Annotated in this window: 11 protein-coding genes; 10 read left to right on the top strand and 1 reads right to left on the bottom strand. The window is 60.0% G+C overall.

The window, feature by feature from the left end:
- Positions 1-137: 137 nt before the first annotated feature.
- The 4 genes from dprA (at position 138) to AC2FNZ_RS03180 (ending at position 5,478) form a co-directional block, all read left to right on the top strand.
- A complete protein-coding gene (gene dprA / locus AC2FNZ_RS03195; protein WP_496839516.1) occupies positions 138-1,268 on the top strand; it encodes a DNA-processing protein DprA in 1,131 nt (376 codons plus the stop codon).
- A 149-nt stretch (positions 1,269-1,417) separates the two neighbouring features.
- Positions 1,418-4,033: a type I DNA topoisomerase gene (topA, locus tag AC2FNZ_RS03190; protein WP_496839515.1), complete on the top strand. Its 2,616-nt coding sequence runs from the start codon at positions 1,418-1,420 to the stop codon at positions 4,031-4,033.
- 114 nt (positions 4,034-4,147) lie between these two features.
- Entirely contained in the window at positions 4,148-4,852 is a 705-nt protein-coding gene (locus AC2FNZ_RS03185; RefSeq protein WP_170435296.1) for a CoA transferase subunit A, read from the top strand.
- Positions 4,852-5,478 carry a CoA transferase subunit B gene (locus tag AC2FNZ_RS03180; RefSeq protein WP_170337532.1) on the top strand — a complete coding sequence of 209 codons (627 nt, stop codon included), beginning with the start codon at positions 4,852-4,854 and terminating at the stop codon, positions 5,476-5,478. Before AC2FNZ_RS03185 ends, AC2FNZ_RS03180 begins: the two co-directional genes overlap by 1 nt.
- A gap of 50 nt (positions 5,479-5,528) precedes the next feature.
- On the opposite strand, the gene AC2FNZ_RS03175 is transcribed toward AC2FNZ_RS03180, so the two are convergent.
- Positions 5,529-6,395, bottom strand: coding sequence for a lytic transglycosylase domain-containing protein (locus tag AC2FNZ_RS03175; RefSeq protein ID WP_170339382.1), 867 nt, complete (start codon positions 6,393-6,395; stop codon positions 5,529-5,531).
- A 353-nt stretch (positions 6,396-6,748) separates the two neighbouring features.
- Here AC2FNZ_RS03175 and AC2FNZ_RS03170 point away from each other — a divergent pair, with 353 nt between their 5' ends.
- The 6 genes from AC2FNZ_RS03170 (at position 6,749) to AC2FNZ_RS03145 (ending at position 12,312) form a co-directional block, all read left to right on the top strand.
- Entirely contained in the window at positions 6,749-6,976 is a 228-nt protein-coding gene (locus tag AC2FNZ_RS03170; RefSeq protein ID WP_093962753.1) for a Flp family type IVb pilin, read from the top strand.
- Between the two features lie 244 nt (positions 6,977-7,220).
- The gene (locus tag AC2FNZ_RS03165) at positions 7,221-7,472 is read left to right on the top strand and encodes a hypothetical protein (RefSeq protein WP_093962754.1); all 252 of its coding nucleotides are present in this window, start codon (positions 7,221-7,223) and stop codon (positions 7,470-7,472) included.
- Between the two features lie 277 nt (positions 7,473-7,749).
- Complete coding sequence (cpaB, locus tag AC2FNZ_RS03160) at positions 7,750-8,631, top strand: Flp pilus assembly protein CpaB (RefSeq protein ID WP_093962755.1); 882 nt, start codon at positions 7,750-7,752, stop codon at positions 8,629-8,631.
- A 195-nt stretch (positions 8,632-8,826) separates the two neighbouring features.
- On the top strand, positions 8,827-10,233 hold the full coding sequence (locus AC2FNZ_RS03155) for a type II and III secretion system protein family protein (RefSeq protein ID WP_093963039.1): 1,407 nt from the start codon (positions 8,827-8,829) through the stop codon (positions 10,231-10,233).
- Positions 10,234-10,249: 16 nt separating this feature from the next.
- Complete coding sequence (locus AC2FNZ_RS03150) at positions 10,250-10,879, top strand: OmpA family protein (protein WP_093962756.1); 630 nt, start codon at positions 10,250-10,252, stop codon at positions 10,877-10,879.
- A gap of 197 nt (positions 10,880-11,076) precedes the next feature.
- Positions 11,077-12,312: a CpaE/TadZ family protein gene (locus tag AC2FNZ_RS03145; RefSeq protein WP_093962757.1), complete on the top strand. Its 1,236-nt coding sequence runs from the start codon at positions 11,077-11,079 to the stop codon at positions 12,310-12,312.
- The last annotated feature ends 24 nt before the right edge of the window (positions 12,313-12,336 follow it).

Below are 12,336 nucleotides of genomic sequence, written 5' to 3'. Positions count from 1 at the left end.
GAGAAAAGTTATTACTTTCAAATGTTTGCGCGCCTATTTCGCGAAGCCCACGCTGGAACACGCTAAAATTTTCTGCGATTCACAAGCTGTTAACCCGTCACGCCGTAAACCAGTTCTGCAATCAGGCGGAGCGACGGATGACCGAAGAGCAGCTTTCTTCCAATCACCCCCCACTCCCACCCACCACGGAAGAGGACCGGTTTTCCTGGCTTCGCCTGTTGCGCTCGCGCAAGGTTGGCCCGGCAACATTCCGGCGCCTGATGCACGAACATGGCTCGGCGCAGAATGCGCTGGCCGCGTTGCCGGAATTGGCACGCGCTGCCGGAATTGAAGGGTATGAAATATGCCCGCCCGGCGTCATCGAGGCGGAACTCAAGGCCGCAAAAGCCGCAAAAGCGCGGCTTTTGTGCCTTGGGGCCGCCGACTATCCAACCGCGCTGACCGATCTGAACGATGCCCCTCCTATGCTTTGGGCAGTAGGCGACGTGTCGGTGCTTCAGCGCCCGATGATCTCGCTTGTCGGCGCCCGCAACTGTTCGTCCTTGGGAACCAGGATGGCGCGGGCTCTGGCAGGTGGTCTGGGTGAGAGTGGCTACGTAGTCGTCTCCGGCTTGGCCCGCGGTGTTGACACCGCCGCGCATCTGGCCACGCTGCAAACGGGAACCGTTGCGGTCATGGCCGGTGGCGTCGACATCATCTATCCGGCGGAAAACAAGGAACTGGCCTGCAACATCGCGACCAAAGGGCTGCGCATCTCCGAACAACCAATGGGCGTGACCCCGCAGGCCCGCCACTTTCCTCGCCGCAACCGGATCATATCGGGTCTGTCTCAGGCCGTCGTGGTCGTCGAGGCTGCCGCCAAGTCCGGCAGCCTCATCACGGCGCGCGACGCACTGGATCAGGGACGCGAGGTTCTTGCCGTGCCCGGCCATCCGTTCGACGCCCGCGCCGCCGGATGCAATCTTCTGATCCGTGAAGGCGCCACACTGGTGCGCTGCGTGCAGGATGTGATCGACGCCCTGCCCCCGCAGCCGCGCAGCGCACCCAATCTTGCCCCCGATACGGCGCCCGTCGCGCAGACAATCACTCCTCCCGAGACGCTCCACGCCCGAATCCTGGAACGGTTGGGGCCTTCGCCTTTGGCCGAGGACCAGTTGATCCGGGATGTCGATGCGCCCGCCAGCGTGATCGGCCCCGCTTTGATCGATCTGGAGCTGGATGGATTGATCCGTCGCCAGCCGGGCGGGTTGCTGAGCCTCGCCGTGTGATCTGCCGAGGTGGTTCCAACCCGGGCAGACCGTCTCAATTTGGCCGGATTTCGGGCCTTTCAGACTGTGCATTGACAAATCCATCTTGCCCTACACATTTTGCACGGCCATAGAAGGCGCCCAATCCGTCGAGCGAGGTTTTTAACTAAATGCCTGTAGTTGTTGTAGAATCCCCGGCCAAAGCAAAAACGATCAATAAATACCTTGGCCCCGACTACACGGTCCTGGCCTCTTACGGACATGTTCGCGACCTGCCTCCGAAGGATGGATCGGTGGATCCCGACCACGAGTTTTCGATGACTTGGGAGGTCGGAGCCGACAGCCGCAAACACGTCAAGGCCATCGCCGACGCGCTCAAGGATGACAACGCGCTGATCCTGGCAACCGACCCCGACCGCGAGGGCGAGGCGATCAGTTGGCACCTGCAGGAGGCGCTGACCAAACGCGGCTCGATCAAGAAGGATACGGCCGTCAGCCGGGTGACCTTCAACGCCATCACCAAGGATGCGGTGACCAAGGCGATGCAGAACCCGCGCGAGGTGGACATGCCGCTGGTCGAGGCGTACCTCGCCCGGCGCGCATTGGATTATCTGGTCGGCTTCAACCTGTCGCCGGTTCTGTGGCGCAAACTGCCCGGCGCGAAATCGGCCGGGCGCGTGCAATCGGTCTGTCTGCGCCTGATCGTCGAGCGCGAGATGGAGATCGAGGCGTTCAAGCCCGTGGAATATTGGTCAGTCAAAGCGCTGTTCGAAACACCGCGCGGCCAGACCTATGAGGCGCGACTGGTCACGCTGGCCGGCAAAAAGCTGGATAAGCATGACATCGCCAACGCGACTCAGGCTGAACTGGCGGTGCAGGCGATCACCAGCCGCGCGCTGAGCGTGACCTCGGTCGAAGCGAAGCCAGCCGCGCGCAATCCCAGCGCGCCGTTCATGACCTCGACCCTGCAGCAGGAAGCCAGCCGCAAATTTGGCATGGGCGCCCGCCACGCGATGCAGGTGGCCCAGCGTTTGTACGAGGCCGGGCACATTACATATATGCGAACTGACGGCATCGACATGGCTCCCGAGGCCGTCGCCGCCACGCGGGACGCGATCAAGGACCGTTTCGGTGCCGAATACGTGCCGGATAGCCCGCGCATGTACAAGAACAAGGCCAAGAACGCGCAGGAAGCGCACGAATGCATCCGGCCAACGGACATGACCAAAGATGCGGCCGCCCTGAAACTGTCGGATGACGATCAGCGCAAGCTGTACGATCTGATCTGGAAGCGCACGATCGCCTGCCAGATGGCTGCCGCGCGGCTGGAACGCACCACCGTCGAAATCGGCAGCGATGACGGTCAGGTGGGCCTGCGCGCCACCGGTCAGGTCGTGCTGTTCGACGGCTTCATGCGCGTCTACGAGGAAGGCCGCGACGATGTCGAGGACGAGGATGACAAACGCTTGCCCCAGATCATGCAGGGTGATCCGGCGCGCTTTGCCAAGACCACGCTGAAGGATCAGTTTGACAAGGCCACCGCCGACGGCGCGGACAAGAAAGCCATCCTGTCGGACAACCAGGCGGTTCTGGCGCTGCAACACCACACCCAGCCGCCGCCGCGCTATACCGAGGCGACCCTGGTCAAACGGATGGAAGAGCTGGGCATCGGACGACCCTCGACCTATGCCTCGATCGTCACCACGATTCAGGACCGCGGTTACGTCCGCAAGGACAAGAACCGCCTGATCCCCGAGGAAAAGGGCCGGATCGTCACGATCTTCTTGTTGAATTTCTTCCGTCAGTACGTGGGTTACGAATTCACCGCCAACCTCGAAGAACAGCTGGACGAGGTGAGCGACGGCGCCCGCGACTACAAGGACCTGCTCTCCAAGTTCTGGCGCGATTTCTCGGCCGCGATCGCCGAGACGTCCGAGCTGCGGATCTCGGAGGTGCTCGACAAGCTGGACGAGGCGCTGGCCCCACAGCTGTACCCCCCGCGCGAGGATGGCTCTGATCCGCGCATCTGCCCCAAATGCGGGGTCGGACGGCTGCACCTGAAAACCTCGCGGACCGGCGGGTTCGTGGGCTGCGGGAACTATCCGGAATGCAACTATACCCGCCCCATCGCTGGCGAAGGCGCCGAGGGCGAAGAACGCCTGCTGGGCATGGATGGCGAGGATGAGATCTGGTTGAAATCCGGTCGGTTCGGCCCCTATGTCCAGCGCGGCGAAGCCACGCCCGAGAACAAGAAACCGCCACGCGCCTCTTTGCCCAAGGGTTGGAGCAAGGACGACATGGACCTTGAGAAGGCGCTGATCCTACTGAGCCTGCCGCGCGAGATTGGCGAACACCCCGAGGGCGGTGTGATCAGCGCCAATTTCGGGCGCTTCGGTCCCTATATCATGCACCAGCTGCCGGACGAGGGGAAGCCGGTCTATGCCAACCTCAAGGATCCCAACGACGTGTTCGAAATCGGCATGAACCGCGCCGTCGAACTGTTGGCGGAAAAGCGCGCCAATCCCGGGCGGCGCGGACGGGCTGCGGCCAAACCGCTGAAGGAACTGGGCGAGCATCCCGATGGCGGCGCGATCCAGGTTCTGGATGGGCGCTATGGGCCTTATGTGAAGTGGGAAAAGGTCAACGCGACCCTGCCCAAGGACATCAAGCCCGAAGACGTGACGCTGGAAATGGCGGTGGAGCTGGCCAATGAGAAGGCCGCCAAGAAAGGCACCCGCAAAAAGGCCGCGCCCAAGAAGAAAGCCACCAAGAAGAAAGCCGGCTGATCCAAGCCCCCACGGGTGGTTAGGTAGAAATACCACCCGCCTGCGGGTTTCATTGACTTCCCAATGACGTGGCGGCACAACCTGCCCATCACCATGTCATTGGGGGAGTTTTCCATGAAGAAAGTCTATGCCAATGCCACCGAGGCCCTCGATGGGATACTTCGGGATGGCATGCTGATCGCGGCCGGCGGGTTCGGCCTGTGCGGCATTCCCGAATTGCTACTGCAGGCGATCAAGGAGTCGGGCGTGAAGGATCTGACCTTTGCCTCGAACAACGCAGGCGTCGACGATTTCGGCATCGGCATCCTGCTGCAGACGCGGCAGGTCAACAAGATGATCAGCTCGTATGTCGGCGAGAACGCCGAGTTCATGCGCCAGTACCTGTCGGGCGAGCTTGAGCTGGAATTCACCCCGCAAGGTACCCTGGCCGAGCGCATGCGCGCCGGTGGCGCGGGCATCCCGGGCTTCTACACCAAGACCGGCGTCGGCACCGTGATCGCCGAGGGCAAGGAGCACAAGGAGTTCAACGGCGAGACCTACATCCTCGAGGAAGGGATCTTTGCCGATCTGGCCATCGTCAAGGCATGGAAAGCCGACGACACCGGCAACCTGGTGTTCCGCAAGACCGCCCGCAACTTCAACGTGCCGGCGGCGACCTGCGGCAAGATCTGCGTGGCCGAGGTCGAAGAGATCGTGCCGCGCGGCTCGCTGGACCCTGACTGCATCCACCTGCCCGGCATCTATGTGCACCGGGTCATCCAAGGTCAGCACGAGAAGCGCATCGAACAGCGCACCACCCGCAAGAAGGAGGAAGCGTAATGCCCTGGGACCGCAATCAGATGGCCGCGCGCGCGGCCGAGGAACTGGAAGACGGCATGTATGTGAACCTCGGCATCGGGATTCCGACGCTGGTGGCGAACTATGTGGGTGACAAGGACATCACCCTGCAATCGGAAAACGGCATGCTGGGCATGGGCCCCTTCCCCTATGAGGGCGAAGAGGACCCCGACCTGATCAACGCCGGCAAGCAGACCATCACCGAACTGCCCCGCACCGCCTATTTCGACAGCGCCACGTCCTTTGCCATGATCCGCGGCGGCAAGATCGCGGCGGCGATCCTGGGCGCGATGGAGGTCGACGAGAAAGGCGATCTGGCCAACTGGATGATACCGGGCAAGCTGGTCAAGGGCATGGGCGGCGCGATGGACCTGGTGGCCGGCGTCGGACGGGTCATCGTGGTGATGGACCACACAAACAAGCACGGCGACAGCAAGGTGCTGAAGGAATGCACCCTGCCGCTGACCGGCAAGGGCGTGGTTGACCGCATCATCACCAACCTGGGCGTGCTGGACGTCGTCGAAGGCGGCCTGAAAATCGTCGAACTGGCCGATGGCGTCAGCGAAGAAGAGATGCGCGCGGCGACCGAGGCGACCATCGTCAGCTGACTGCTGAGCAAACGGAGAAACCGCAAGGCCCGCCATTGGGCGGGCCTTTTTCAATTCATGGACTGAAAGACGCACCCGTCGGAAATCAGCATCGGCGGAGTGGCGCACAACGCTCGGGCCACCTGGAAGGCGGCAAGAACCTTGGGGACATAGTCCCGCGTTTCAGCATAAGGCGGAACACCATTGTGCTTTCGCACCGCGCCTTCACCGGCGTTGTATCCCGCCAGGACGAGAATCGGATCGTCGTTGAATTCACCCATCAGCCAATCCAGGTATTTCACGCCGCCGGCGATATTCTGTTCCGGCAACATGCTGTCGGTCACGCCGAACCGCTTGGCCGTGGCAGGCATCAGTTGCATCAAACCCTGTGCTCCCGCCGAGCTGACGGCAGTAGGGCGACCACCTGATTCAACGGACATGACCGCAAGGACCAGCGCTGGCGACACTTTTGTTCCTACAGTCGTACGGAGAATATCGACCCCGCGCTGCTCGACGATCTTCTGAAGGTTCTGCAGCCGCGGAGATGAAATCTGGGTCGCCGCCAGAGCCTGCAGGGCTTCATCAAGGCGGCCAGGGCCGGCTCGAGTCATATCCGGCGATACCTTGTCCCAGAACGCCTTGTACGCGCCCTCGGGGGTCTTTTTGTTCATTATGTCCGGAAAGGCCGCCGGAGGGACTTTGGTCCGGGCTATGATATCGGGCACGACCAAATCGGGGCCCGTGCTGGGCGCTGAAGGTGCTGATGCGTGTTCTTGCGGACTGATCTGAACCGTCACTCGCGGGCGTTCCCCCGCTTTGGGAGCCTTGATCCGTTTGTATACGCCGCGTGGCTCGATATCCGCGGCAGGTGCCGGAGCCGCCACGGCAACCAGCAACGCCAAAACGCCGGCGCATGTCAGTGCGTCCCGGAAAACCATTTCTGCCTGCCTCATCTGTTCTTTTGAGTTGATTTGATACGCGAATCTTCCCGCAAGGCCAGAAAAACAAAGCGAATTGGGGCGGTTTTGCCTCATTTGGCGCAATTTTGCACCGCCGAAACAGCGCGACGGGTTGGCGTCGAAAATTTTTTATTCTTTCTTTCAATGAGTTACCAGATTAATGACCAAAAAGTTAAGCCTGAGGCAAAAAATTCGTTGTTTGGCCCAATTCCTGCCACGCACGAGGGGCAAACATAGTGCCATACCGAGACGGTCATGAGCCGACTGAGAGATGAAGCTCTGAAAGACCCCGAGGTTTTATTGACTTTTTGATCCTTTAGGAGGGACGTAACATGATCAAGTTCATCAAGAACTTCCGCAAAGACGAAGACGGCGCCGTAACTGTTGACTGGGTCGTTCTGACCGCAGCCGTTGTTGGCCTGGCAGCCGTTGCTTACCAGCAGATCGAAGGCGGCGCGACCGGCCTGGCAACCGACGTTTCCAGCGCCCTGACCAGCGCAACGATCAGCACCGGTTCGAACTCGGCAGCTGGTGGTATCACCACCGCTGGCAGCAACTAAGCTGACTTCATCCCAATCGGGATACAAGGCCGCGCCCAAGGGCGCGGCCTTTTCCTTTGAAGCAAGACACACGCTGCGCATCGAATTTCGGGCGCTAGGCCAAGCATGGCCCACGTTTGGCCCAAATTCCGCCACGGAGACCGCGTTTAAGTCTTTGATAATTAGTTTTTAGGTGCCCGCGAGAATTCTGGTCGCCATCAGAAACCGGAACTGGGCGGAATCACTCTGTCAGGAGGGACGCGAAATGATCAAGTTCATCAGGAACTTCAAAAAAGATGATAGCGGTGCGATCACTGTCGACTGGGTGGTCCTGACCGCAGCCGTCACCGGCCTGGCAGCGATTGCCTACGCTTTGATCCAAGGCGGGACCGAGGGCTTGGCTGACGATGTCGAGGCGGCCCTATCCGACTCGGCGATCAGCATCAGCACCGGCGACAGCAACACGACCGTTGGCGGGATCATCACCGGTGGATCGAACGGATCCGGCGGCAACTGATTTTCGGAAACTTGGCCGACCGGCCACATGACAACCGCGCCAGCCGGGCGCGGTTGTTCGCGTTTGCCCCCCGCCTTCTTCGCACCGCACAACCCATGTTGGGATACAACAGACGCGACGTCACGAGATGCTCGTTCGCAACGTTCTGTGCCAATAAAACAACGAAAAATATCCATTTGTCCCACATTTCGACACAATTCCGATTTAGGAAATATGCTGTTTCAATGTCCTGCCCGGACCGATACAGGTCCGGCCAGAGCAATAAAGAGGTATACGCATGCGAGCTGTATTTGGTCTTGTCCTGATCGTCGGGGTCGCCTTGGCTGGCGGTGCGGTCTATATGGCCCGCAACTATATTGCCGAGTATCAGAACGCCCTGGCGCGTGAACGGCAGATGGCCGAAGAGGCCCTTGCCAACGCCAAGGTCGACGTCGTTCCGACCGTCGGCGTGATCGTCTCTGAGCGTCCTCTGAAATACGGTGAGCGTTTGACCCAGGAAGATGTGCGCGTCGTGGAATGGCCTGAGAATGCTGTTCCGGAAGGGTCGTTCACCGATATGACGGCCCTGTTCCCGGAAACCGGCAACAATGAACGCTTTGTTCTGCGCACCATGGAAAAGGACGAGGCCATCATGGAGGTCAAGATCACCCGTCCGGGTGAGCTGGCCGGCCTGACCTCGCGCCTCGAAAAAGGTATGCGCGCGTTCGCCATCAGTGTTGATGTTGCCTCGGGCGTTTCGGGCTTTCTTCGCCCCGGCGACGTTGTTGACGTGTATTGGACCGGATCGCTGCGCAGCGCGGTCGAAGGGGCAAACGGGGAAATCACCCGCTTGATCCAGACCAATATCGAGTTGATCGCCGTCGATCAGACGGCGGGATCGGATGTCACCGGCACAACCATTGCCCGGACCGTCACCGTCGCCGCCACCCCGGAACAGATCGCGGCCCTGGCGCAGGCGCAAAACACCGGACGCCTGTCTCTGGCGTTGGTCGGGGTTCAGGATGAAACCGTCGCAAGTGCGATCGAGGTTGACCAACGCAAACTGTTGGGAATCGAAGAAGCAGCCCCCGCGCCGAAGAAAGAGGCCGAGAAAGTCTGCACCATCCGGACTCGCCGCGGCGACCAGATCGTCGAGACCCCGATCCCCTGCACAAACTGACGCCCATTCAGAGCGTTACCATGCCCGAGCCGCGCATAATGCGCGGCTCGTTTCGTTTGGGTTGTTGCGCATTGTCCACATAAGGAAAATTCCAGAAACCCTTGATTATTGCAATAAATCCGGAATTCGCGCAGAGTTCGTCACCATAGGGCATAAGACCCAAAAAATAGAGTGGTGATCGGAGAGGCAGGTCACATGACAATACGTTCCTTGATTGGTTCGACCCTTTTGGGGTTGGCCCTAGTTCTGAGCCCGGTCGGCGATTCCGCCTGGGCCCAAAATCTTCGCGTGGTCAAAAAGGGCACGGCGGAAACGCTGGATGTGCCCATGAACCGCGCCATCGTGGTTGAAAGCGAACAGCCGTTTGCAGAGCTCAGCATCGCGAATGCAGGGATTGCGGACATCTCGTCGCTTTCGGACCGCACAATTTACGTCTTGGGCAAAGCGCCAGGCATGACGACGCTGACACTGTTTGACGGCGCCGGAAACCTGATCACGAACGTCCGCGTTCGCGTTGCGCCCGATGTGACCGAATTCAAAGAGCGCCTGCGCCAGATTCTGCCAAATGAGCGAATCGAAGTGCGTACCGCCAATGACGGCATCGTTCTCTCGGGCACGGTCTCCAGCGCAGCCAAATTGGCACGTGCTCTGGAACTGGCCGAGCGCTATGCGCCCGAGCGTGTGTCGAACCTGATGAATGTCGGCGGCGTACAGCAGGTTATGTTGAAGGTCCGCTTTGCCGAGATGAACCGGTCGGTCGCCAAGAACCTGTCCGCCTCGCTTGGTTTTTCCGGCGGTGACGCGACCGGTGGTATCAACACGCTGAACAACCAGTTGTCCCTGAGCAACGCGTTGGCCAACAACATCCCGGCGGTTCAGTCGAATACCGGCGCAATTCTGTTTGGCTTTGGCGCAGGTTCCACGCAAGTCCGGCTACTGCTGGAAGCGCTGGAAGCCAAAGGCTTGGCACGAAGCCTGGCCGAGCCGAACCTGTCGGCGCTGTCCGGGCAGGAAGCAACCTTCCTCGCCGGTGGTGAAGTGCCGATTCCGGTTCCTCAGGATGACGGCGTGGTTGCCATTGAATACAAGGCTTTCGGTGTCGAGATCGACTTCGTTCCGCGCGTCGTCGACGGTGACCTGATCAACCTTGAGATGGCGGCAGCGGTGTCCAGCATCGACACCAGCTCGAACTTCACCATCAACGGTGACACAGTCCCCAGCTTCATCACGCGCCAGACCAGCACAACGGTCGAACTGCGAGATGGTGAGAGCTTTGCGATCGCCGGCCTGATTCAGGACGACTTCACAGACCTGAGCAACCAAATCCCGTGGTTGGGTGACGTACCTGTTCTGGGCGCATTGTTCCGCAGTGCGGAGTACCAGCGCGAGCAGAGCGAACTGGTGATCATCATCACCGCGCATCTGGTTTCCCCGACCCGTGGCGAAGCCCTGGCGCTGCCGACCGACCGCGTGAAGCCGCCCAGCGAATTCGACCTGTTCATGAACGGCAGAACTGCCCGGACGGAACGGGTTGGTAATGGAGCCGCATCGGAAGTCGCCAAGCAGGACTTTGGCAATTCCTACGGCTACGTCCTGGATTGATAGGGAGGACAGACCAATGCAGAAGTGGATCATCACACTGGGTCTTACAGTCGCTGTCGCCAGCTGTACCCGTGAGGCCGGCTATGAAGTGGACCAGGGCGCGTTCGGCAACGCAACGCTGAACAACATCCAGGTCATGAATGGCGAGTTGACCTATGGCCAGATCCTGGCGCAGCGATTCGCTGCCGAGGTTCCGACCCAGATCAACTTTGCTTTCGACAGTGCGCAGCTGGATTCGGCAGCACGCCAGATTCTGCTGTATCAGGCGAACTGGATCAAACAGTTCCCCGAAGCACGTTTCCGCGTGTACGGCCACACCGACGCCGTCGGATCCCAGTCCTACAACAACAGTCTGGGTCTGCGCCGCGCGCAAGCGGTCGTCAACTTCTTCGCGCAACAGGGTATTTCCCGCTCGCGTCTGGAAGCTGTTGTTTCGTATGGCAAAACGCAGCCACTGGTGGCCACGCCAAATCGGGATCGCCGCAACCGCCGCACCGTTACCGAGGTGTCGGGTCTGGTCGATCGCCATCCCAACATCTTGGACGGCAAGTATGCTGACTTCGTTTATCGCGAGTACATCGAAAGCGCGACATTCAAGAGCCAGCTGCGCCGCGAAACGGCCATCGGCGACACCAGCGAACAATAATCAGAAATTGGGCGGCATCGTCGCCCAATTCCCTACAATTGGTTTTTTTGCGCCCAATTCTTGCCCCACTTCCACGCAACATTGTGAACAATTGGGTGACCTGCGGCCAGAATTGACCGCTTAGGGCGACAGCAAGCTGAAACACGGACTGGTATTGTATCGACGTTTGCTGCGCTCTCACGACGAGGATTGTGTTAATGACGAGCGCAACGCCGCAAAACGACGACACCGGCATTCTGGCCTGTACCATCAGCCGAGATGTCCAGAACTTCGACCTGTTGATCGAGGACATGGAAGCCGCTTTGGGCGAGCGCTGGGGTGACCTTGGCTTTGCCGAGGCCCTTGCCTTTTTCAGCCAGCCCGAAGCCGAGTCTCTTCAATTCGTGGCCCTGGCGATCGACGGTGAGGACGAGGATAATCTGACCTTGATGGGTGAGATCATCACCCAGGCCAAGGAAAAGAAGATCAAAGTTGTCCTGATTGCCGAGGACGTGACCCCCGCCGCTCTTCATCAGTTGCTACGCAAGGGGGCCGATGAATTCGTCCCCTACCCTCTTCCTGAGAACGAACTGCAGGAAGCGATCGACCGCATGAATGCGCCCGAACCTGTCGTGACTCCGCAACAGGTATCCGTCCCGCTGGCCTCAGGAGCTTCGAAAGAAGGCGCTTTGTTTGTTGTTCAGGGCTTGGCCGGCGGCGTCGGTGCAACGACTCTGGCCGTGAACCTGGCTTGGGAATTGGCCACCGTATCGCAAAAGGATGCACCCAAGGTCTGCCTGATCGATCTGGATCTGCAATACGGAACCATCTCGACCTATCTGGACCTGCCCCGCCGTGAAACCGTGTTCGAAATGCTGTCGGACACCGTGGCCATGGATGACGAAGTGTTTGGGCAGGCTCTGCAGACATTCGACGAAAAGCTGGATGTTCTGACGGCCCCGACCGACATGGTGCCTCTGGATATTCTCACGCACGAAGACATCCAGCGGGTGATCGACATGGCCCGCAAGCACTACGACTATGTCGTGGTCGACATGCCGAAAACGCTGGTGCACTGGTCCGAGACCGTTTTGCAGGCCGCGCATGTCTATTTTGCTCTGATCGAACTGGATATGCGGTCCGCTCAGAACGCGTTGCGTCTGAAACGCGCCCTTCAGGCCGAGGAATTGCCATTCAACAAGCTTCGCTTTGCGTTGAACCGCGCACCCAAGTTCACGGACCTGAGCGGCAAAAGCCGCGTCAAGCGCATGGGTGAAAGCCTGGGAATCTCGATCGACCTGCAGCTGCCGGATGGCGGCAAGCCGGTCATGCAAAGCGGCGACCATGGTCTGCCTTTGGCCAGCTCGGCCGGCAAGAACCCTCTTCGCCGCGAAATCGCAAAGCTTGCTCAATCCTTGCACAGCCTCGGCAGCAACAGCGCCGAAGCGGCATAACAAAGGCTATCAGGGGGAGAAACC

The organism is Ruegeria sp. SAZA006 (assembly GCF_059613465.1).
This window is presented reverse-complemented; position numbering and strand designations above follow the sequence as displayed.

What these genes read in the sequence shown, in the direction of transcription:
- AC2FNZ_RS03170 (WP_093962753.1), top strand. Translation starts at nt 6,749, where the DNA reads ATGATCAAGTTCATCAAGAACTTCCGCAAAGACGAAGACGGCGCCGTA.
- AC2FNZ_RS03175 (WP_170339382.1), bottom strand. Translation starts at nt 6,395, where the DNA reads ATGGTTTTCCGGGACGCACTGACATGCGCCGGCGTTTTGGCGTTGCTG.
- AC2FNZ_RS03150 (WP_093962756.1), top strand. Translation starts at nt 10,250, where the DNA reads ATGCAGAAGTGGATCATCACACTGGGTCTTACAGTCGCTGTCGCCAGC.
- cpaB (WP_093962755.1), top strand. Translation starts at nt 7,750, where the DNA reads ATGCGAGCTGTATTTGGTCTTGTCCTGATCGTCGGGGTCGCCTTGGCT.
- AC2FNZ_RS03185 (WP_170435296.1), top strand. Translation starts at nt 4,148, where the DNA reads ATGAAGAAAGTCTATGCCAATGCCACCGAGGCCCTCGATGGGATACTT.
- AC2FNZ_RS03145 (WP_093962757.1), top strand. Translation starts at nt 11,077, where the DNA reads ATGACGAGCGCAACGCCGCAAAACGACGACACCGGCATTCTGGCCTGT.
- AC2FNZ_RS03165 (WP_093962754.1), top strand. Translation starts at nt 7,221, where the DNA reads ATGATCAAGTTCATCAGGAACTTCAAAAAAGATGATAGCGGTGCGATC.
- AC2FNZ_RS03180 (WP_170337532.1), top strand. Translation starts at nt 4,852, where the DNA reads ATGCCCTGGGACCGCAATCAGATGGCCGCGCGCGCGGCCGAGGAACTG.
- dprA (WP_496839516.1), top strand. Translation starts at nt 138, where the DNA reads ATGACCGAAGAGCAGCTTTCTTCCAATCACCCCCCACTCCCACCCACC.
- topA (WP_496839515.1), top strand. Translation starts at nt 1,418, where the DNA reads ATGCCTGTAGTTGTTGTAGAATCCCCGGCCAAAGCAAAAACGATCAAT.
- AC2FNZ_RS03155 (WP_093963039.1), top strand. Translation starts at nt 8,827, where the DNA reads ATGACAATACGTTCCTTGATTGGTTCGACCCTTTTGGGGTTGGCCCTA.